Annotated in this window: 15 protein-coding genes; 11 read left to right on the top strand and 4 right to left on the bottom strand. The window is 68.5% G+C overall.

The window, feature by feature from the left end; genetic code table 11:
• Nucleotides 1-4: 4 nt before the first annotated feature.
• The 6 genes from ACNA0R_RS12995 (at nt 5) to ACNA0R_RS12970 (ending at nt 8,891) form a co-directional block, all read left to right on the top strand.
• Complete coding sequence (locus ACNA0R_RS12995) at nt 5-1,561, top strand: amidase (protein WP_415826429.1); 1,557 nt, start codon at nt 5-7, stop codon at nt 1,559-1,561.
• Nucleotides 1,562-1,835: 274 nt separating this feature from the next.
• A complete protein-coding gene (locus ACNA0R_RS12990) occupies nt 1,836-2,777 on the top strand; it encodes an ABC transporter permease (RefSeq protein ID WP_415826428.1) in 942 nt (313 codons plus the stop codon).
• The gene (locus ACNA0R_RS12985; RefSeq protein ID WP_415826427.1) at nt 2,777-3,610 is read left to right on the top strand and encodes an ABC transporter permease; all 834 of its coding nucleotides are present in this window, start codon (nt 2,777-2,779) and stop codon (nt 3,608-3,610) included. The genes ACNA0R_RS12990 and ACNA0R_RS12985 overlap by 1 nt, the downstream gene beginning before the upstream one ends.
• Before the next feature lie 77 nt (nt 3,611-3,687).
• Entirely contained in the window at nt 3,688-5,610 is a 1,923-nt protein-coding gene (locus ACNA0R_RS12980) for a dipeptide ABC transporter ATP-binding protein (RefSeq protein ID WP_415826749.1), read from the top strand.
• A 134-nt stretch (nt 5,611-5,744) separates the two neighbouring features.
• Nucleotides 5,745-7,334: an ABC transporter substrate-binding protein gene (locus ACNA0R_RS12975; protein WP_415826426.1), complete on the top strand. Its 1,590-nt coding sequence runs from the start codon at nt 5,745-5,747 to the stop codon at nt 7,332-7,334.
• Nucleotides 7,335-7,349: 15 nt separating this feature from the next.
• Nucleotides 7,350-8,891: a M81 family metallopeptidase gene (locus ACNA0R_RS12970; RefSeq protein ID WP_415826425.1), complete on the top strand. Its 1,542-nt coding sequence runs from the start codon at nt 7,350-7,352 to the stop codon at nt 8,889-8,891.
• Between the two features lie 4 nt (nt 8,892-8,895).
• On the opposite strand, the gene ACNA0R_RS12965 is transcribed toward ACNA0R_RS12970, so the two are convergent.
• Nucleotides 8,896-9,792, bottom strand: coding sequence for a LysR family transcriptional regulator (locus tag ACNA0R_RS12965; RefSeq protein ID WP_415826424.1), 897 nt, complete (start codon nt 9,790-9,792; stop codon nt 8,896-8,898).
• Nucleotides 9,793-9,903: 111 nt separating this feature from the next.
• Nucleotides 9,904-10,791, bottom strand: a complete 888-nt coding sequence (locus ACNA0R_RS12960; protein ID WP_415826423.1) for a LysR family transcriptional regulator — start codon at nt 10,789-10,791, stop codon at nt 9,904-9,906.
• Between the two features lie 99 nt (nt 10,792-10,890).
• On the opposite strand from ACNA0R_RS12960, the gene ACNA0R_RS12955 reads away from it, so the two are divergent.
• The 5 genes from ACNA0R_RS12955 to ACNA0R_RS12935 all read left to right on the top strand — a co-directional run bounded on the left by ACNA0R_RS12955 (nt 10,891) and on the right by ACNA0R_RS12935 (nt 16,018).
• Entirely contained in the window at nt 10,891-11,784 is an 894-nt protein-coding gene (locus ACNA0R_RS12955) for an amidohydrolase family protein (RefSeq protein WP_415826422.1), read from the top strand.
• Nucleotides 11,785-11,865: 81 nt separating this feature from the next.
• Nucleotides 11,866-12,858, top strand: a complete 993-nt coding sequence (locus tag ACNA0R_RS12950) for a tripartite tricarboxylate transporter substrate binding protein (RefSeq protein ID WP_415826421.1) — start codon at nt 11,866-11,868, stop codon at nt 12,856-12,858.
• Nucleotides 12,859-12,972: 114 nt separating this feature from the next.
• The gene (locus ACNA0R_RS12945; RefSeq protein WP_415826420.1) at nt 12,973-13,908 is read left to right on the top strand and encodes a LysR family transcriptional regulator; all 936 of its coding nucleotides are present in this window, start codon (nt 12,973-12,975) and stop codon (nt 13,906-13,908) included.
• Between the two features lie 182 nt (nt 13,909-14,090).
• Nucleotides 14,091-14,975 carry an amidohydrolase family protein gene (locus ACNA0R_RS12940; protein WP_415826419.1) on the top strand — a complete coding sequence of 295 codons (885 nt, stop codon included), beginning with the start codon at nt 14,091-14,093 and terminating at the stop codon, nt 14,973-14,975.
• A gap of 50 nt (nt 14,976-15,025) precedes the next feature.
• Nucleotides 15,026-16,018 (top strand): Bug family tripartite tricarboxylate transporter substrate binding protein, encoded by a 993-nt coding sequence (locus ACNA0R_RS12935; protein WP_415826418.1) that lies wholly within the window; start codon nt 15,026-15,028, stop codon nt 16,016-16,018.
• Between the two features lie 55 nt (nt 16,019-16,073).
• Here ACNA0R_RS12935 and ACNA0R_RS12930 read toward each other — a convergent pair whose 3' ends face one another.
• Nucleotides 16,074-19,283 (bottom strand): autotransporter outer membrane beta-barrel domain-containing protein, encoded by a 3,210-nt coding sequence (locus ACNA0R_RS12930; protein ID WP_415826417.1) that lies wholly within the window; start codon nt 19,281-19,283, stop codon nt 16,074-16,076.
• Nucleotides 19,284-19,519: 236 nt separating this feature from the next.
• Nucleotides 19,520-20,881: an autotransporter outer membrane beta-barrel domain-containing protein gene (locus ACNA0R_RS12925; RefSeq protein ID WP_415826748.1), complete on the bottom strand. Its 1,362-nt coding sequence runs from the start codon at nt 20,879-20,881 to the stop codon at nt 19,520-19,522.
• Nucleotides 20,882-20,988 lie beyond the last annotated feature (107 nt).

Genomic DNA, 20,988 nt, shown 5'->3' with positions numbered 1-20,988 from the left:
GTCCATGTCCACCTCCGAGGCATCCCTGGTTTCCTGGACCACCGCCGATCTGCGCCGCGCCATCGGCGACAAGACGATTTCCCCCGTCGAACTGCTGCAGGCCTGCCTGGCGCGCATCGAAGCCTTGAATCCCTACCTGAATGCCATCACCGCCACCTGCTACGAGCGCGCGCGGGCGGAAGCGCAGGCCGCCGAGGCCGCGGTGCTGCGCGGACTGCCGCTGGGAGCCTTGCACGGTTTGCCGCTGGGGGTGAAGGACCTGGAGGAAACCGAGGGCCTGCTGACCACCTTCGGTTCGCCGATGTACCGGGGGCATGTGCCGGCGGCCGATAACCTGATGGTGGGCCGCATGCGGCACGCCGGCGCGATCGTCGTGGGCAAGACCAATGTGCCGGAACTGGGCGCGGGGGCGAATACGCGCAACCCGGTGTGGGGCGCCACGGGCAATCCCTTCGATCCACGGCTGAACTGTGGCGGCTCGTCGGGCGGCTCGGCGGTGGCGCTGGCCACCGACATGCTGCCGTTGTGCACCGGATCGGATACCGGCGGTTCGCTGCGCATCCCGGCCGCCAAGTGCGGCGTCATCGGCTTCCGGCCGTCGCCCGGCCTGGTGCCGGTGGAGCGGCGCGCGCTGGGATGGACGCCGATTTCCGTGGTCGGGCCCATGGGGCGCTGCATGGACGACGTGGGCCTGCACCTGTCCGCCATCGCCGGGCGCGCCGATTGCGATCCGCTGTCCTATGACGTGGAGGCGGCGGCCTTCGCCAGCCTGCGGCCGCGCGACCTGGCCGGCCTGCGCGTGGGCTATACCGTGGACTTCGGTGTGTGCGACGTGGACGACGACATCCGCCGCGTGTTCCTGGCCAAGATCGATGCGATGCGCGGCCTGTTCAAAAGCTGCGACGAGGTGCGTACCGACCTGGGCGCCGCGCATCGCTGTTTCGACGTGATACGCGCCGCCAATTACGTGGCGCGCTATCGCGAGGCCTATGAGGCCAACCCTGACAATCTCGGGCCGAACCCGCGCGCGAACTACGAGATGGGCGCGTCGATGACGCTGGCCGACCATACCGCGGCCCACCTGGACCAGACCCGCATGTTCAAGGCCTTCCAGAACCTGTACCGCGACTACGACGTGATCCTGGCGCCGACCACGCCGGTGTCGCCGTTTCCCTGGACCCAGCTGGCGCTGGATCGCATCAATGGCAAGCCTCAGGAGAACTACTATCGCTGGCTGGCGCTGACCTATGTCGTCACCTTGATGACCAATCCGGCGCTGTCCATGCCCTGCGGCCGGGATCACGCGGGCATGCCGTTCGGGATGCAGGTCATCGGCGGTTTCCGGCAAGACCTGGCGTTGCTGGAAATCTGCAAATCGCTGGAATGGGCCTGGGCGCGCGACCCGGCGCTGGCCCGGCCCTTGCCGGATCTGGCGCGCCTGCGCGCGCAGCCGCCGGTGGATTTCCGCGGCGGCATCGTGACCGCGCCGCCGGACGCGGCGCTGGCGCGGGGCCATGCCGGCGCGCCGCGGGCGGCGGGCTCGGTGGACGTGGCGGTCTGAGCGTTGTCCGCGTGTTGCGCCCCCGCGCACCGGCCGGGCCGCCTGGGGATATCCCCATCAGGGCGACTACGTACTGCCCGGGAAGCCGCGCCGGCATTGGCTTTGCGGGCAGTTCTAATTTCGGCAACGGCCTGCGCCGAATATTGAAATTGTTGCGCGCCTAACCCAACCCTAGAATTTTTTGCACCGCGCAAAACCGCCGATGGGCGTGCGCGGGAAGGCGCGCCGGCGACCGCGGCACGGCGCTTCGTTGGACCTTCCACGACGAGGTCAGATGTTCTCCTACATCCTGCGCCGGCTGCTCGCCACCTTGCCAGTCATGCTGTTCGTCGCGCTGTTCGTCTTCGCGCTGCTGGACCTGGCGCCGGGCGACCCCGCGGCACTGCTGGCGGGCGAGGATGCGACGGCGCAGGACATCGCGCGCATCCGCGCCACGCTGGGATTGGATCAGCCTTTCCTGCTGCGGTTCGGCCATTGGATATGGGCCGTACTGCATGGCGACCTCGGCACCTCCCTGTTCACCAGCCAGCCCGTCACCTACATGATCGGCCAGCGACTGGCGCCGACCTTCAGCCTGATGGTCATGACCTTGATCCTGTCCGTGCTGGTGGCCGTGCCGCTGGGGGCGCTGGCGGCGTGGCGCCACAACGCCTGGCAGGACCGCGGCATCATGGTCGGCGCCGTGCTGGGTTTTTCCGTGCCTTCTTTCGTGGTCGGCTACCTGCTGGCCTGGACGCTGGGCCTGCAACTGCGCTGGTTTCCCGTGCAGGGCTACGCGCCGCTCTCGCGCGGCCTGTGGACGTCGCTGCATACGCTGGTGCTGCCGGCGCTGGCGCTGGGCAGCGTGTATATCGCCCTGATCACGCGGATCACGCGCGCCACGCTGCTGGAGACGCTATCGCAGGATTACGTGCGCACCGCCCGCGCCAAGGGCGTGCATGACCGTACGCTGTTGTTCCGCCACGCCTTGAAGAATGCCGCCGTGCCTATCCTGACCGTGATCGGCAGCGGCGTCGCATTATTGATCAGCGGCACCGTCATCACCGAGACGGTGTTTTCGATACCCGGACTGGGGCGGCTGACCGTGGACGCCATCCTGCGCCGCGATTATCCGGTGATCCAGGGCGTGATCCTGCTGTTCAGCTTCATGTACGTCCTGATCAATCTGGCGGTTGACCTGCTCTATCGCGTTTTCGACCCAAGGATCAAATACTGATGCGCGCATTCCTCCGGACGATGCGCGAGCATCCGACCATCGCGCTGGGCGGGCTGCTCCTGCTGCTGTTGATACTGATCGCCGTCTGCGCGCCGTGGCTGCACACGGTCGATCCCACGGCGCTGTCGCCGGTTAACCGGACGCGGCCCCCCAGCGAACGGTTCTGGTTCGGCACCGATCTGCTGGGCCGCGACGTGTATTCGCGTGTCATCTACGGCGCCAGGGTATCGCTGATCGTCGGCTTCACCGTGGCCATTCTGTCGACGGTCGTCGGCGTGGCGATAGGGCTGGCGGCGGGCTTCGTGCGCTGGATCGACGCGGTGGCGATGCGCATCATGGACGGCTTCATGTCCATACCCACCATTCTGCTGGCGATCGCGCTGATTTCGCTGAGCCGCGCCTCGCTGCACAACGTGATCGTCGCCATCACGCTGGCGGAGATTCCGCGCGTCGTGCGGCTCGTGCGCGGCGTGGTGCTGTCGCTGCGCGAACAGCCATTCGTGGAGTCGGCGGTCGCGGCGGGCGCCGGCCGGCTGCGCGTGGTGTTGCGCCACATCCTGCCGAATACCATCGCGCCGCTGACCGTGCAGGCGACCTATATCTGCGGGGTCGCCATCCTGGCCGAGGCGGGCCTGTCCTTCATCGGCGCCGGGGTGCCGCCGGCTACGCCGTCATGGGGCAACATCATGGCGGAAGGCCGCGCGCTGTGGCAGATCAAGCCTTACCTGATCGCTTTTCCGGCCATTTTCCTGTCGGTGACCATCCTGGCGATCAATATGCTGGGCGACGGCTTGCGCGATGCCATCGATCCACGCATGGCGAAGAGGATCTGACCATGGCGACGGAAATGAATGTCTCGCATCGGCAGGGAGAGCCGGCGGCCGGCGGCCACGCCGGGCCGGCCATCGACATGGGCCGGGACGCGCGCCGCGTACTCGATGTCAATGATTTGACGGTGACGTTCGGGTCGGGGGCGCACAGCGTTCCAGCGGTCGCGGACATCGCCCTGCACGTGGACCGCGGCGAGACGCTGGCCATCGTCGGCGAGTCCGGCTCGGGGAAGTCGGTGACTTCGCTGGCGATCATGCGCCTGGTGGAATTCGGTGGCGGCCGCATCGCGCGGGGCAGCATGGCGTTTCGCCGCCGCGACGGCACGATCGTCGACCTGGCAGCCGCCGGGCACGAGCAGATGCGCGCCATGCGCGGCGCGGACCTGGGCATGGTGTTCCAGGAACCCATGACCTCCTTGAACCCGGTCATGACGATAGGCGCGCAGATCGTCGAGGCGATCCGGCTGCATCAGCCGGGCGATGCGCGCAGCGCGGAGGCCGAGACGCGCCGCATTCTGGACCGCGTGCGGATTCCGGATGGGGGGGCGGTCATGCGGCGCTATCCCCACGAGTTGTCGGGCGGCATGCGCCAGCGCGTGATGATCGCCATGGCCTTGTCCTGCAAGCCGGCGCTGCTGATCGCCGATGAGCCGACCACCGCGCTGGACGTGACCATCCAGGCGCAGATCCTGCAGCTGATACGGGAGCTGCAGCGGGATATGGATATGGGGGTGATCTTCATCACCCACGACATGGGGGTGGTGGCCGAAGTGGCCGACCGCGTGATGGTGATGCGGCATGGCCGCGCCATCGAAAGCAATGGCGCGACGGAATTGTTCGCGCATCCGCGCGAGCCCTATACGCGGGCGCTGATGGCCGCCGCGCCCAAGCTGGGCGCCATGCGCGGCACGACCGCGCCGGCGCGGTTCGATCTGCTGGAGACGGCGCCGCGTGAGGCCGCGGCCTCCGCGCCGGCGTCGGCAATGGAACCGCCGGCAGCGCCGCCCACGGCTCCCGCACCCGGAGCGGCGTCGTCCGCGGCGGCCGTCGCGGGCCGGGACGCGCCTGGCAAGCACCCCATCCTGCGCGTGCGCGATCTCGTGACCCGCTTCGACGTGCGCGGCGGCATCCTGGCGCGCGTGAAGCGCCGGGTACATGCGGTGGAAAAGGTCAGCTTCGACCTGCATGCCGGAGAAACCCTGTCCCTGGTCGGCGAGTCGGGCTGCGGCAAGACCACGACCGGCCGCTCCATCCTGCAGCTGGCGCGCGTCACCTCCGGCAGCGTCGAGTTCGACGGCCAGTACGTGCGCCCCGACGATCCGCTGTCGCTGCGCGCGTTGCGGCGCGGCATGCAGTTCGTCTTCCAGGACCCTTTCGCATCGCTGAACCCGCGCATGCGCGTGGGCGAGTCCATCAAGGAGCCCATGCTGATCCACGGCGTCGCCAGCGGCGCCGAGGCCGACCGCAGGGTCGCGTCGCTGATGGAGCGCGTGGGCCTGGATCCGGCCATGGCGACGCGCTGGCCGCACCAGTTCTCCGGCGGCCAGCGCCAGCGCATCTGCATCGCCCGCGCGTTATCGGTGAATCCGCGCGTGCTGATCGCCGACGAATCGGTATCGGCGCTGGACGTTTCCATCCAGGCACAGATCGTCAACCTGCTGATCGACCTGCAGCGCGAGCTGGGCGTGTCCTATCTGTTCATCTCGCACGACATGGCGGTGGTCGAGCGCGTCAGCCACCGCGTGGCGGTGATGTACCTGGGCCAGATCGTCGAAATCGGCCCGCGCCAGGCCGTCTTCGAGGACCCGCGCCATCCCTACACCCGCAAGCTGATGCAGGCTGTGCCGGTGCCCGACCCGACGCGGCGCCGCGAAGTCCGCGTCGACAACGCGGAGCTGCCCAGCCCGGTCCGGCCGTTGGGCTACGAACCGGACGTCCCGCCGCTGGAGCAGGTGGGGCCGGGGCATTTCGTCGCCCGGCACCAGGTCGGGGGCTTGTATTGAACCGCGATTCATCGATCCGCGATTCGCGGTCGCACGGCCGCCGCGAAGTCGCCGGGCAATCCGGCAGCGGCGCCCGGACACCGGCCATGCGCCCGCCGCGCGGCCTCATTCACTCTTGAGCACGGGAGCACCACATGGACCGCAGGACCTTCCTGATCACCACCTCCGCCAGCGCGGCGAGCCTGGCCCTGCCGGGCTATCTGCGTGCCGCGCCGCGCGTCGAATTCCGCTGGATTCCGCAGACCGACCTGACGCTGCTCGATCCCACCTTCACCACCGCCACCATCACGCAGAACCATGCGCAGATGGTCTTCGACACGTTGTACGGCATGGACAACGACTACCTGCCGCACCCGCAAATGGCCGCCGGCCATGAGATGGACGCCGATCAGCTGCGCTGGGTGATCACCCTGCGCGACCAGCTGGTGTTCCACGACGGATCGCCGGTGCGGGCGCAGGACGCCGTCGCCAGCCTGCGCCGCTGGGCGCAGCGCGACCTGATGGGCAAATCCCTGATGGCCGCCACCGCCGAGCTGACCGCGCTGAACGACAAGCAGCTGCAGTTCAAGCTGAAACAGCCGTTTCCCTTGCTGCTGCATGCCTTGGCGCGCCAGACCGGCAGCATGGCCGCCATCATGCCCGAGCGCCTGGCCAAGGGGCCGGAGGACAAGCCGGTCACCGAGATGATAGGCAGCGGTCCCTTCCGCTTCATGCGCGATCAATGGGTGTCGGGCTCGCGCGTGGTTTACGAGAAATTCACCGGCTACGTGCCGCGCAAGGACAGCTTCCCGCCGCAGTTCAGCGCCGGCCCCAAGGTGGCCTACATGGACGAGGTGCGCTGGAACGTCGTGCCTGACCGCGCCACCGCCGTCGCGGCCCTGCAGGCGCACGAAGTCGACGGCGTGGAAGCCGTGGACAAGGACTTCATCGGCGTGCTCAAGGCCGATCCCTCCATTACCTTGCTGAAGCGCAGCCTGCCCACCGTCGCCATCCTGCGCTTCAACCACTTGCAACCGCCGTTCAACAATGTGCTGATGCGCCGTGCGGTCCTGGCATCGATCAACCAGACCGACTACATGACCGCCATCAACGGCACCGAGTTCAAGGAATACTGGACCGACCGCATGGGCGTATTCGTGCCCGGCACACCGATGGCGAGCGACGCCGGCATGGATAAGCTGACGGGCAAGCGCAACCTGGACAAGGTGCGCGCCGATATCAAGGCCGCCGGCTACAAGGGCGAGCCCATCGTGCTGATCGATCCGGCCGACTTTCCGGACTACCATGCGGCCGCGCTGGTCACCGCGGACCTGTTCAAGCGCATCGGCCTCAACGTGGATGTACAGACCATGGACTGGGGCACCGCGGTGCAGCGGCGCAACAACCAGGATCCGCCGTCCAGAGGCGGCTGGAACGTCGCCTTCACCGGCCTGACCGGTCCCAACAACCTGGATCCGGCCGGCCACCTGGCCTTGCGCGGCAACGGCAAGGCCGCGTGGTGGGGCTGGCCGGACAGCCCCAAGCTGGAGCAACTGCGGCAGGACTGGTTCAACGCGCCGGACCTGGCGACGCAGAAGAAAATCTGCGAACAGATCCAGCTGCAGGTGATCGAGGACGTCCCGTACGTGCCGCTGGGCGCCAGCTACCAGGTCAGCGCCTATGGCTCGGAATGGAAGGATTTCCAGCCGCAGCTACCTTTGTTCTATACCGCTCGCAAGGCCTGAGGCAGGGAGACCGTCATGAACGCATCCGGTCCGCGCGTCGCCGTACTGGGTTTCCATCTGGAGTCGAACGCCTTCGCGCCGCTGTCGGTGGAGGCCGACTTCCGTGCCCAATGCTGGGAAGAGGGCGAGGGCATCAGCACCCTGGCGCGGCAAGTCAGCCATTTGCCCAGCGAACTTCCCGGTTTCTATGAACGCATGGACGCCCTGGGCGCGTGGCAACCCTTGCCGCTGATCGTCATCGGCGCGCCGCCGGGCGGACCGGCCAGCGCATCGGTCTGGGAGACCTTCCTGCGCGAAGTGCGCGAGCGCCTGCGGGCCGTATTGCCGGTGGATGCGGTGTACGTCGCCAACCACGGCGCGTCGACCGCGGAAAACGAGGACGATACCGAAGCCGTGCTGGCCACCATGTTGCGCCGGATGGTGGGACCGGATGTGCCCATCGTCGCGACCCATGACCTGCATGCCAACGTATCGGCGGCCACGGTCGATGCGCTGGACGCGCTGATCGGCTATCGCACCAACCCGCACGTCGACCAGCGCGAACGCGCTGCGGAGGCCGCCGACCTGCTGCACGAGATGCTGGCCGGCATGAAAACCGCCACCGCGCATATCCGCCTGCCGTTGACGCCGCCCTCGGTCACGCTGGGTACCCGGGAAGGGCCTTATGCCGATCTGATCGCCCAGGCCCAGGCCTGCATGGCGCCGGCCGGGCAGGGACCCATCGCCAATGTGTCGGTGCTGGGCGGTTTCGTGTTCGCCGACATTCCCAAGTGCGGCCTGACCATCAATGTGACGGCGCGCGGCGACCTGGCGGCGGCGCGGCGCACCGCCCTGACGCTGGCGCGCGCCGCCTGGAACGATAGGCACCGCTATGTGCCGGACATGATCGAAGTCGAACGCGCCGTCGCCGTGGCGGCGGCCTCCACCGTTCCGCTGTTGTTCGCCGATGTGGCCGACAACCCCGGCGGCGGCGGGCGCGGGAATACCTCGTGGCTGCTGGCCGCGTTTCACCAGGCGCGTATTCCCGATACGGTGCTGGGTGTGTTCGTCGACGCGGATCTGGCGGCGGAGGCGCACGCGCTGGGCGAGGGCGCCTCGTTCGACGCGGTCTTCAATCGGCAGGAGTCGGCGTTCTCCAAGCGCTTCCAGGCGCGCGCCGAGATATTGAAATTGACCGACGGCGAAGGCACGGGCCGCCGCGGCGTCATGCGCGGGCGCAAGTTCTCGCTGGGGCCGAGCGCCTTGCTGCGGCTCGAAGGTTCCGGACTGCGCGTCATCGTAGGCAGCCTGCGCCGTCAGCTGGCCGAGCCGCGCATCGTGGAGATGCACGGCATCGACATCGCGACGGTCAGGAACCTGATCGTCAAAAGCCGCGGACACTACCGGGCCGGCTTCGATGAGTTCTTCACGCCCGACCGCATCCACGACGTGGATAGCCCGGGATTGACCACGCCGAATCTGCGGCGGGTGAACTTCCAGCGCCTGCCGCGGCCGGTGTGGCCGCTCGATACGGATGTGGCCTGGCAGGAGCCGGACTGGGCCGCGACGGTGGAATAGCGGATCAGGCCGCCGCCGTCACATCGCGCACGATCGCCTGCACGATGTGCATCACGCTGGGCGGCAGCTCGCGGCCCAGCATGGTCTGGATATGGAAGTGCCGCTGGTGCAGGTCGGCATTGGTCAGCGGCACGGCCACCAGCTCGCCGCGCTGTATGCCGGCCAGCACCGTCAATCGGCTGCCGAAGATGATGGGACCGTAGTTGCGGCTCAAATTCTGCAGCGCGCCCATGTTGTTGCTGGTCATCACCACGTCCAGCTCTATGCCTTCGTGCATGCAGCATAGATCGACGATGAAGCGGATGGTGCTGCCGTGGCCCATCAACGCCACCGGATAGCCGGCGATTTCCTGCATGGACAGTTCGCGGCGTCCCGCCAAAGGGTGATCGGGCGGCATGACCGCGCATACCGGCAGGATGCCGACGTGCTGGACGTGCACGCCTTCCGGCGCGGACAGGCTGTAGCTGACGCCGATATCGTCCTTGCCTTCGCGCACGCGGCGGTTGATTTCTTCCGACTGCAGGATGTTCAGCTGGAAGCGGACGCTGGGTTCGACCTTGCGGAATTCGCCGATCAGGCGGGGCAGCAGGTCGCGGCCGAAGGCCTGGTTGGCGGAAATCTTCACCAGGCGCTGGCCGACCTGGCTCAGGTCGCGCACGTCGGAACGCGCGCGTTCGGCATCCAGGTGCGCGCGCCGCGCGTACGCGGCCAGCAGCTGGCCCGATTCCGTCAGCACCATGCCGCGCGCATGGCGGTCGAACAGCACCGTGTCGTACTCGTCTTCCAGCTTGCGGATCATGCGGCTGACCGCCGACGGCGCGACGTGCAGCATCTGCGCGGCGACGGTCAGCGATCCATTGTTGACGACTTCCAGGAAATACTTGAGCGCGGTATTGAGCATGAGGCATCGCGGGTTTATGCCGGAACGGCCGCTGGCACTATGGCGTAAAAGTCCCGCCGTCGCCATCCGGCGCTTCCCCAGGCCCGCCGGCCGGCACGGCGTTGCAATCGCCTATGCCGGTACCAGGTCCAGGTTGGCGAACATATCGGCCAAGGTAGGCGTGGAGCGTGCGGGCCAGATCGCGCTCAGGTTGAAGCTGGGCAGGCCCTGGCCGTCGGCCACGCGGCAGAAGCGCACCCCGCGGAAATCCAGCGACCGTATCCAGCTGGGCAACAGGCCGACGCCGCAGCCCCCGGCCACGCAGGCCAGCACCGTCAGCGTGCGGTTCGCCTCCTGCACGACGCGGGCGGGATGGCCGGCCTTGCGCATCGCGTCGAGTATGGATTCGTACAGCACCGGCAACTGCGAGCGCGGAAACAGCACCAGGCCTGCCCGGGCGATCTGCGCCAATGTGACGCTGCCGTCCCGCGCGACGTCGAACTCGTCGGGAACGGCGGCCACGAGCCGGTCGCGCAGCAGCTGGCGTTCGCGCATGCGGCCGCCCACGGCGACCGGGGTATGCATCAGGCCGATATCGATTTCGCCGGTCTGCAGGGCTTCCGCCTGCTCGGCGTTGCTCATTTCGCGCAGGATCACGCGCACGCCGGGCGCGCGCTCGCGCATCTGGCGCAGCGCGCGCGGCAGGGTGTCGAACAGCGCCGACGATACCAGCCCGACGGTAAGCTGCCCCGCGCTGCCGCGGCCGATGTCGCGCGCCCGCGCGGCGGCGGCGTCGATGCGCGCGACGCTGGCGCGCACATCTTCCAGGATGGCCTGCGCCGCCGGCGTCGGCAGGGCGCCGCGGCGCGACCGCTCGAACAGGCGCACGCCGAGTTCCTTTTCCATCCGTACCAGTGCCTGGCTCAGTGCCGGCTGCGCCAGTCCCAGCCAGGCGGCCGCGCGGCTCACGCTGCCGTGGTCGACGACGGCCAGGAAGTAGCGAAGGTGACGGGTTTCCATATCGGGAAGATATATAAAAGCGACAATTGGAGCATAGAAAACTATACATGGCTTGCCTAGAATGCGCCCGATCCAGATCCATACAGGCCGGAGCAATACATGGCGGTTTTCGCCGAATCCCAGGACGCGGATGCCGGGCGCGATTTGCCGGCGGGCGTGTCGCCCTCGGCCGGGGCGCCTCCGCGTGCGGTCGCCATCGATACGCACGCCCACGTTTTCGAACAGGGGCTGACCCTGGCGGAAGGGCGCCGCTACTCGCCGGGCCACGACGCCACGCTGGCCGACTATCTGGCACAGCTGGATGCGCACGGCATGACGCACGGCGTGCTGGTGCAGCCCAGCTTCCTGGGCATGGACAACCGCTATCTGCTGGACGCCCTGCGCGCCTGCCCGGCGCGGCTGCGCGGTGTCGTGGTCATCGATCCCGGCATCGCGGACGACGCCTTGCGGCAGATGGCGGCCGCCGGCGTGATGGGCATGCGCCTGAACCTGTTCGGGCAGGCCACGCCGCCGCTGGATACGGCGCCCTGGCGCGGCCTGCTGGCGCGCGTGACGGAACTGGGCTGGCACGTGGAACTGCATGTGCCCGCCCGCCGCCTGCCGGACGCGCTGCCGCACCTGCTGGCCGCCGGCTGCACCGTGGTCGTCGATCATTTCGGCCGCCCCGACCCCGCGCTGGGTGTGGCCGATGCGGGCTTCCAGTACCTGCTGCGCCAGGCCGGCAGCGACCGCGTCTGGGTGAAGCTGTCCGGCGCCTACCGCAACTGGTCCCACGAGCAGGCGGCCACGGCGGGCCGCGAGGCCACGCGCCAGCTGCTGGACGCGTATACCGCGGCGCGGCTGGTATGGGGCAGCGACTGGCCCCATACCGAACACCGCCATATCACGTATGAACCCACCCGCCACTGGCTGGACCGCTGGATTCCGCATGCCGATACGCGGCGCATCATCCTGGGGGACGCGCCGTCCCGGCTGTTCCGGATCGATCGATGATGCCGGTACCCGCCCGATAGACGCCTGGTTCTTGCATCCTCAAACTATTTCCAACCTCATACCAATACGACGGAGACACTTATGCAATCCGACCTTCTGTACTCGCTGGCACGCCACGCCGGCCGTTTGCTGGCGCCCCTGGCCATGGCGCTTGCCGCGACGGGCGCCGCGGCCGCCTATCCCGAACGCCCCATCACCCTGGTCGTCACCTATCCGCCCGGCGGCACGGTGGACCTGGTCGCGCGCCTGATCGGCCCGCGCCTGTCGGCCGAGCTGGGACAGCCGGTCGTCATCGAGAACAAGGGCGGCGCCGGCGGCATGATAGGCGGAGCCTACGTCGCCAAGGCCGCGCCGGACGGCTACACGCTGATGATGGATGCGTCCAACCACGGCCAGAACCCGGCCCTGCACAGCAAGATGACCTTCGATACGTTGCGCGATTTCGCGCCGGTATCGCTGCTGCTGCGCGTGCCCAATATCCTCGTGGTGACGCCGTCGTATTCCGTCAAGACGGTGGCCGAGCTGATCAAGCTGGCGCAGCCCAAGGACGGTCCCTACGTGTACTACGCCTCGTCCGGCCCCGGATCCGCGCAGCACCTGGCGGGTGAGCTGTTCAACTTCCTGGCGCATACCCATATGCAGCACGTCGCCTACAAAGGCGGCGGTCCCGCCATGGTCGACGTCATGTCCGGCCAGGTGCCCGTGATGTTCGCCAGCATGGGTTCGTCATGGGCCCACGTGCGCAGCGGCAAGCTGCGCGCGGTGGCCACCGGGGGCGCCCAGCGATCCGCGGCGGCGCCGGATCTGCCCACCATCGCGGAATCCGGCGTGCCCGGCTACGCCTCCTACGAGTGGAACGGCGTCTTCGCCCCGGCCGGCACGCCGCCGGCCATCGTCGAACAGGTCTCGAAGGCGCTGGCCCAGGTGCTCAAGGACCCGCAGGTCTCGAAGCAGCTGACCGACATGGGCGCGGAACTCGTCGGCTCGACGCCCGCCGAACTCGACACCTTCCGCCGCGCGGAAATCGACAAGTGGAAGAAGGTCGTCGACGAAGCGCATCTGCAGCTGGATTGATAGCGCCGGGTCCCGGCCGTTCCCCATGTTGTATCGTCCCGCTTGGCCATCGGCCGCGGCGGTATGGCGGGCCATGCACGTCCCGCCATACCTGGCTGGCCAGTGGGAGACTTCATGGACCTGCGACAACTCGAATATTTCGTCCACGTTGCCGAACTCGGCAGCTTCACCAAGGCGGCGGCGATCCTGGATGTGGCGCAGCCGGCGCTCAGCCGGCAGGTGCGGCGGCTGGAGATCGAGTTGCGGCAGACGCTGCTTTATCGCAATGGGCGCGGCGTCACGCCCACCGAGGCCGGCAAGCGACTGCTCGCCCATGGGCGCGGGATCCTTTTGCAGTTCGATCGCGCCCGCCAGGAAGTGGAAGAGGCCCGCGGATCGCCGGTGGGGCGTATCGTCGTCGGCGTGCCGCATTCCATCGGCCGCCTGCTGACCGCGCCCTTCGTCGCTGAGTTCCGCCGCGCCTTCCCGCGCGCCACGCTGAGCATCACCGAAGGCCTGACCGTGCATCTGCACGAATGGCTGCTGTCCGGCCGCATCGATGTGGCGGTCCTGCATGATCCCATGCCATCGCCGGCGCTGGAATTCCTGCCGCTCAGCGTAGACCCGCTCTTCCTGATCGAACGGCGCGCCAAAGGACAAGCGGCGCAGGGCGCCTCCATCATGGTCAAGGAATTGGCCGATGTCCCGCTGATCATTCCCAGCCGTCCGCATCCCTTGCGCATGCTGGTCGAAACCCGGCTGGCCGGCCTGGGCCGCAAGATCGCGGTCGCGCTGGAAATCGATGCGGTCGGCGCGATCGTCGACCTGGTGACGCAGGGCCACGGTCACGCCATCGTCACGCAGAACGCCTTGCTGATCGCCGCCGATGCGGCCAAGCTTTCCGCCCGCCGCATCGTGTCGCCGCGCATCACCAGTACGCTGGCGCTGGCCACTTCCGCCGAACGCCCGCAGACGGTGCTGGGCCGGCAGACCGCCACACTGATCGCCGAGTTCGTCCCCAAGGCGCTGGCGCGGGCCGCTCAGCGCGCGGCATCGCGACGCGGAGCGTGATCGCCGAGGCTGGCGCGGCGGCCGCAATACAGCGGCATTCAGTGCGGCACCACAATCACGATATTCATTCCTGTAATAGCAGCTAGACCGGAAATGCCGTTTCGCTCTCGCCTTGCCGGCTCTATAGTCACACTCCCATACATTTGACGCGGCCGGCGACACGGCGCGCGCGGGAGAGCGGCGTGTTGATTACCGACACCCAGGTGCATTTGTGGGAAGCGCATCGGCCTGACCGGCCGTGGCCGGCGGAAGAAGTCGAACGCAAGGTTTTCGTGGCCGTGGAGGGCGCCCGCCCGCATCGGGAAGAACCGCTGGGCGCGGAAGAATTCCTGGCGACCATGGACGCGGCGGGCGTGCAGCGCGCCATCATCGTGCCGCCGTCACCGGTGGGCGACAGCAACGACACCGCGCTGGAAGCCGCGGCGCGCCATCCCAGGCGCCTGGCCATCATGGGCCGCTTCAATCCGGAAGCGCCCGACGCGCGCGAACGCCTGGAGCAGTGGCTGGACCAGCCCGGCATGCTGGGCATCCGCATGACCTTCCACAAGCCCAAATGGAGCGGCTGGCTGGAGCCGGGCGGCATGGATTGGTTCTGGGCGGCCTGCGAGCGCCTGGACATTCCGCTGATGGTCTTCGTGCCCGGCCACGTCGACAAAATCCCCTATCTGGCGCAGCGCCATCCCGGCCTGCGCCTGGTCCTGGACCACATGGCTCGCCGCAGCAATCTGCGCGATGACGCCGCCTTCGCCGACCTCGACGAGTTGCTGGCGCTGGCGCGCTTTCCCAATGTTTCGGTCAAGGCCTCGGCCGCGCCGTGCTACAGCAACGAGCCTTATCCCTTCGCCAACTTGAACCCTTATCTGCGGCGCATCTTCGAGGCCTTCGGCCCGCGGCGCACGATGTGGGGTTCCGATTACACCCGCCTGCCATGCACGTACCAGGAGTGCGTCGACCATTTCCGCGTCGCGCTGGATTTCCTGGACGACGACAGCCGTGCGTGGGTCATGGGCAAGGCGGCCGCGCAAATCCTGCGCTGGCCGGAATCCGCTTTCGACGGCGGCGCCTGACGTCAGTGGGGGCGAGGCCCCCTTTTTTTATACAAACAAAGAGAGCAGACATGAAATCAGCACGTTTCCGCGCGCCGGCCTGGCTGGTGGCGGCATCCCTGGCCGTCGCGGCCGTCCTTCCCATGGGCGCCGCGCGGGCCCAGGCCCACTACCCTGACAAGCCCATCAGGATGATCGTGCCGTTCCCGCCCGGCGGCGCGGTCGATATCCTGGGCCGCCTGGTGGCGCAGCACATCGGCCAGCAGATGAATCAATCCATCGTCGTGGAAAACCGTTCGGGCGCCAACGGCAGCGTGGGCAACGAGGCCGCCGCCAAGGCGCCCGCCGACGGCTACACCATCCTGCTGGGCGCCAACGGCCTGGCCACCAACGTCGCGCTGTATCCCAAGCGCCCGTTCGCCGAACTGAAGTCGCTCACGCCTGTCGCCTATGTCGGATCCTCGCCGCTGATCATGATGGTGCCCGCGGATTCGCCGGCCAAGTCGCTGAAGGACATCGTCGATGCCGCCAAGGCGGATCCGGGCAAGATCAGTTACGCTTCCGCCGGCCCCGGCAGTTCCGCCCACCTGGGTTCCGAACTGCTGAAGTACGTGACCAAGACCAATATGCTGCACGTGCCGTACAAAGGCGGCGCGCCGGCCATCGTGGACCTGACCGCCGGCCGCGTGAACTTCATGCTGCTCGATCCGGTGCAGGGCCTGTCGCAACTGCAGTCCGGCCGCCTGCGCGGCCTGGTCGTGGCCAGCAAGGAACGCCTGGCGCTGCTGCCCGGCGTGCCCTCCGCCGCCGAAGCCGGCTTCCCCGAATTCGAAGCCAGCGTATGGTGGGGCTTCATGGCGCCCAAGGGCACGCCGCCCGAAATCGTCGGCCGCTTGAACGCGGAAATCAATAAGGCGCTGACCAGTCCGGATGCCCGGAAGGTGCTGGCCGGCATGGGCGTCACCACCAGGCCCGGCACGCCGGAGGACTTCGGCAAATACCTGGACGCCGAAGCCGCCAAGTGGTCCACGGTGATCAAGTCCGCCGGGATCACCGCCGACTGACGCCGCGCGGCCGCGGCGCCGGTCCGGGCGGCGGAAGCGGGCCGGCGGCGACGATCTACCAGCGGTATTGGTAGCCCGCCACGACTGCCCGGGATCGCGTCAGGTGGGCGCCTTTGGCTACCTCCACGTCGGCATACAGGAAGTGGCGCTTGCCCAGCCGTGCCTCCACTCCCGCGCCGATTTCATAGCGGTTGCCGGACATATCCGTGCGCAGGGCGGCGTCGTCGGCCCGTATTCTGCCGCGGTTGCCGAATTCGCGCAGCCAGCTGAACCTGACGTACGGCGCGGCCGTGTTGCCGTTGCCCAGGTCGATGCCGCGGCCGGCGCGCACGCTGGCGCGTGATTGCAGGGTATGGCCGCCGCGGTCGTGCACCGCCGTACCGTCGCTGAGCGTATAGCGCGCGCCGCCCAGTTTGAAGTAGCTGAGTCCGGCGCCGGGCTCGATGAACCAGCCTTGCGACAGGTTCAGGCGCTGGCCGCCGCCGACGGACAGCCCGCCGCCGCTCTGGCGATACTTGCCGATGACGGTGCCGCCGATGTCCGGCCCGCTTGCCTGTACCGTGTTGCGGAAGCGTCCCGCGGATGCCGCCACGCTGGCATAGGCGCCGTTGTCCAGCTGCAATACCGCATAGGCCCCGAACAGCACCGTGGACGCGCGGCCCTTGCCGTCGTCGAAGTCGCGGTGCGCGTCGACCTCGCTGACGCTGCCGCCCAGGCGCCAGCGTCCGGCGGCGACTTTCACGGTACGGTCCGCGCCCAGGGTATAGCCCCAGAGGGACTGCCTGTAGCCGCCGGCCGATGACCGCGGATGCTGGCGCTTGTCTATGCCGCGTATCCAGATGCCGTCGCCGATGGGGGCGAACATCGCGTCCGGCCCGTCGATGCCGCCGTCGCCGCCAGCGCGCAAGGCCTGGCCGCGATCTTCGACGGCGCGCAGCGCCGCCATCCACAGCGCGCTGGCCGAGGCGATGCCGCTGTTGTTTACCAGGGACGTCCGGATGGAAGGCGGAGGCTCGACGGTATCGTCTTCGAACGCGCCGAGTGCGATGGCGCCGCGATCGGCCGCCGGCTCGCCGGCTTCCGGGCCGGGGCTGTTATCGCCGTCGCGATCGCCGTCCTCGTCGAAGCCGTCGTCGTCCCGCGCGATCGGCGCATCCACGCCGTCGTCTCCGCCATCGCTCGCGTCCGATCCGCCGGCGGCAGGCGTGTTGCCGCCATCCGTCGTCCGCTGCCCGTCCGGTCCCTGGCCCCCGCCTGGCGCGCCGCCCTTGCCGCCGTCGTCGCCTTGCGGGCCGCCGGTGGCCGGCGTTCCCGGCGATCCCCGCGGAGCGGTGTCGTCGACCGGCGCGTCGTCGGGCTCGCGCTCCAGGGACCACACGACGCCGGATGCGGTGCGGCGTTTGACCAGGGTGTAGCGATGGCCCTGCACGTCCACGGCCTGGCCGTCGTTCTCCAGGACGAACGATGCATTGCCGCGGCGGGCCTGGACGATGGGCACGGCCCGCGGGCCCAGGGTGTCGTCGTCGCCCGAATGATCGGTGATCAGTACCGCGTACGAGCCCCGCGCGCCGCCCAGGATGTCCACGCGGTCGGCGGCGCCGCGTGTCAGATGCGTGTGCATCTCGAAGCGCCCCTTGCCGCGCAGGCGTTCTTGTATTGTCAGGCCATGAAAGCGCGGGGCACGTTCGCCGCCGGCCTCGGGCCTGGCAAAGCGCAGCGTCCCGCCGGGCGACATCGTCAGCCTATCGACGGTGGAGTTCGCGTCCATGACCCAGGTGCTGCGGCTATCGATGTAGACCTTGCCGCCGATATCGGTATTTCCGCGCCAGACCGAACCGTGGGCGAGATGGATGTGCGCCCGCGAGTCCGGTATGCCGCGCACGGCGCCGTGTGCCTGGGTGTCGTCCAGCTGCAGCATCACGTAGTGTTTGCGCGGGACCGCTCGCGGGCGCGGCGTTGCCGCGCCGTCCGGCCGGACGAGCTCCAGCAGCGTATCGTTGCCGCTGCGTATGTCGGCTTTCCTCAGGTAGAAGGCGGCGCTTTCTTCCGGCGCCCGCACCCATGCGCGCAGCGCGGCACCCCTGCTTTTCAGCACCGCGCGCGTTTCGTCGCCGCTGAATCGAAAACGTCCGGCTTCGTTGCCGACCGCGTAGGGGGTATCGGGGCCGGTGGTCAGGTATACGTCGCGCAGATGGACGCGCGCGCGCTGCACTTCCACCGCCGGAGACCGCGGCGCCTGCATATGGACGAAGCCATGCGTGATGCGCAGCGTGGTATCGGCTTCGGGACAGCGGCTGCGGCGCGCATCGATGGCGCATGGGATCCGGCCGACGGCGCGCAGGCCGACGCTATCCGCGTTGCCGCCGTACAGCCACAGGTTGCGGCCGTCGAGGGTGGCGTTCTCCCGCACCAGGATGCCGGTGCTGGCGGGTCCGTACAGTATTGCCCTGACGCCGTTGAAGGTGACGCGGCGGTTGGCGACGACGTGGATGGCGGTGTTGCGTTCTCCTTTGCCGAAGATCCACACGTCGCGATCGGACTGATGTGCCGGCGCCGGCCCGCCGTCGTGCCCTTGCGCGCCGGATCCCGCATCGAAGGCCGGCCCCAGGTGGATGATGCCGGTGTCGCCGACGGCATGCACTCCATGGGCGTTGTTGCCTTCCAGGTTGATGGTGCTGCCGGCCATGCGCAGCTCGCCCGTATTGGCATAGGCCCAGTCGGGAAGATCGTCGCCTCGTTCGTCGACGCTGCCGACGCCGTGTGAACGCTCGCCGCGCGTGGTGATGCGGGCGCCGGTAATGAACAGCCGCGCGGCGCCGCTGTAGTAGACGCCGTACGCATCGCTGCCGAAGGTATGGATGGTCGGGCCCGTGAGATCGGAGGAACCATGCCGCAGCGCCTTGACGCCGTGTTCCGTGTCCCCATGCGTGCGCACCGGACCCAGGACCCGGGTCCTGCGGTCGCGGTCGCCGTCGGTGACCTCGATGCCGCGGTCGGACCAGCCGTATTCGGCGGCGTACTCCTGCGCGCGCGCATCGCAGAACGGATTCATCAACAACCCCAGCGCCGCGGCGCCGCCGATCGCTCCCCCCAGCGCGCCACCGAGTGCGCCGCCGCCTTTCCAGGCCGACCTGGCTCGTGCCGGTTCTCCCACGCCTATGATGGTTTTCGGCCGGCGTGTCTTGCGGCCAGAGGGGACAGCGTTGGGGACGCTGCGCTTGCGTTCGGGTCCATAGACAGCTTTATGGACGTGTAGACCAACCATGACTGCTTGCTCCTCCGGCATCTGCGATACGGTTCCCGCCCGGCAGAGACCGGGCTCAACGCAAGCCGGCCGCGATCGTCTTCATTGTTGGCGATCGCGGCCGGCGGTGCGTGGGAAGGACAGAGCGGTATGTACGCCGGCCGGCTTTTCTGTTCCGTGGCGGTGCCGGTGCCGAGTCCATCCGCGCGGTTCGCCGGCGTTACCCGCGGTGCGGCCGCGCCCCGCGCGCCATGGCGTTACCAGCGGTACTGGTAGCCGACCGTCACCATGCGGGATTGCTCGAAACGCTTGCCCTTGGCGTAGCCCAGATCGACGTACAGGCTGTGCGCCTTGCCCAGCCGCGCCTCGACGCCGGCGCCGGCTTCCAGACGGCTGCCGCCCAGATCGGCGTTCAGGGTCGTGTCGTTGACCGAGACCCGGTTGCGGTTGCCCCGTTCATACGCATAGCCCAACCGTACATAGGGCATCACGGTGCCGCCGTTGCCGGTCTCGATCACGCGGCCGACCCGTGAACCCGCACGCCATTGCAGGGAATGGCCGCCACGATCGCGAACCTGGGTGCCATCGTTCAGCCTGTAGCGCGCGCTGCCTACGTGCAGATAGCTCACACCGGCATAAGGCTCGACGAACCAGGCGCGCGGCAGTTCGACGCGGCGGCCGGCCTCCAGCGCGGCGCCGATGCCTTTGTTGCGGAAGGATCCGTCCAGTGGCGTGTCGTCGGTCTTCCGGCCATGCATGTCATGCCGATAGCGGCCCACCGACACGATGGCGCTGGCATAGCTGCCGCGCGGGCCGACGAAAGTCGCATAACCGCCGAGGTGCGCGCCGCGGGTGCTGCCCTTGCCCTTGTCGAAGTCGCGGCGGCTGTGGGCCTGCGCGGCCAGCAGGCCGATGTGCCAGCGGCCGGCCGCGACATCGATGGCGCGGTCGATGCCGGCGATGAAGCCATACAGGTCTTGCCGGTACGTCCCGGTCAGTGGATGGTCTATTTTCTGTCGCCCGTCCAGCGCTTCGATCCAGATGCCCAGGCTGGCGGAATCGACTGCATGGATGCCGCTGGGTGGCGCCAGGCCGCTGTTGTGACGGATCGCGCGCAACCGCCGGTCGATGGCGCCCAACTGCGCGTTCCAGATGCCCTGGCCGGCGGCAAGCGCGGCGTTGTTGACCGCCAGCGTGTCCTGGGCCGACAGGGGGACGGCGGGCGCCGGCGGGGCCGCGACGACTGCCTCGGCTTCCGGCGGTGTTTCGGCCGGCTCCGCGGCCTCCGGCTCCCTGGCTTCATCCGCCGCGGCCGCCTCGGCCGGGGCTTCGGCTTCGGCCTTTGCGGGGCTTCCCGCTCCGCTTTCTGCCTGGCCTTCTGCTTCGCCATCCGCGGCGGCATCAGCTTGCGCTTTGTCGATGGGCGCGGCATCGGCCTGGTCCTTGTCCTCATCGTCGATGTCCGCGCGCGTTTCGAATGTCGGCGCTGCTTTCGGGTGTCGCTCCGGCTTGGGATCCGGCTTGGCCGCGGGCGCGGGATCATCGGCCGGAACAACAGCCTGGGTCGGAGCGGGAGCGTCGATCGGACCAGGGTGCTGGGTGGGAGCGGGAGCGTCCACCGGAGCGGGATTCTGGGTCGGANCGGGAGCGTCGATCGGACCAGGAGCCTGGGTCGGAACGGGATCGACGGCGGGGGCGGGAGGGACGGCCGGTACACGATCCGGAT

Origin of the sequence: Bordetella sputigena, from assembly GCF_965137885.1 — a bacterium.
GTDB classification, from domain to species: domain Bacteria; phylum Pseudomonadota; class Gammaproteobacteria; order Burkholderiales; family Burkholderiaceae_B; genus Bordetella_C; species Bordetella_C sputigena.
The sequence above is the reverse complement of the archived record's forward strand: the minus strand, read 5'-3'. Positions and strand labels throughout refer to the sequence as shown.

Bases quoted from the DNA above. Each gene is read 5' to 3' on its own strand.
- ACNA0R_RS12970 (WP_415826425.1), top strand. From the start codon at position 7,350: ATGAACGCATCCGGTCCGCGCGTCGCCGTACTGGGTTTCCATCTGGAG.
- ACNA0R_RS12985 (WP_415826427.1), top strand. From the start codon at position 2,777: ATGCGCGCATTCCTCCGGACGATGCGCGAGCATCCGACCATCGCGCTG.
- ACNA0R_RS12990 (WP_415826428.1), top strand. From the start codon at position 1,836: ATGTTCTCCTACATCCTGCGCCGGCTGCTCGCCACCTTGCCAGTCATG.
- ACNA0R_RS12965 (WP_415826424.1), bottom strand. From the start codon at position 9,792: ATGCTCAATACCGCGCTCAAGTATTTCCTGGAAGTCGTCAACAATGGA.
- ACNA0R_RS12950 (WP_415826421.1), top strand. From the start codon at position 11,866: ATGCAATCCGACCTTCTGTACTCGCTGGCACGCCACGCCGGCCGTTTG.
- ACNA0R_RS12975 (WP_415826426.1), top strand. From the start codon at position 5,745: ATGGACCGCAGGACCTTCCTGATCACCACCTCCGCCAGCGCGGCGAGC.
- ACNA0R_RS12980 (WP_415826749.1), top strand. From the start codon at position 3,688: ATGGGCCGGGACGCGCGCCGCGTACTCGATGTCAATGATTTGACGGTG.
- ACNA0R_RS12960 (WP_415826423.1), bottom strand. From the start codon at position 10,791: ATGGAAACCCGTCACCTTCGCTACTTCCTGGCCGTCGTCGACCACGGC.
- ACNA0R_RS12995 (WP_415826429.1), top strand. From the start codon at position 5: ATGTCCACCTCCGAGGCATCCCTGGTTTCCTGGACCACCGCCGATCTG.
- ACNA0R_RS12945 (WP_415826420.1), top strand. From the start codon at position 12,973: ATGGACCTGCGACAACTCGAATATTTCGTCCACGTTGCCGAACTCGGC.
- ACNA0R_RS12930 (WP_415826417.1), bottom strand. From the start codon at position 19,283: ATGGTTGGTCTACACGTCCATAAAGCTGTCTATGGACCCGAACGCAAG.
- ACNA0R_RS12935 (WP_415826418.1), top strand. From the start codon at position 15,026: ATGAAATCAGCACGTTTCCGCGCGCCGGCCTGGCTGGTGGCGGCATCC.
- ACNA0R_RS12955 (WP_415826422.1), top strand. From the start codon at position 10,891: ATGGCGGTTTTCGCCGAATCCCAGGACGCGGATGCCGGGCGCGATTTG.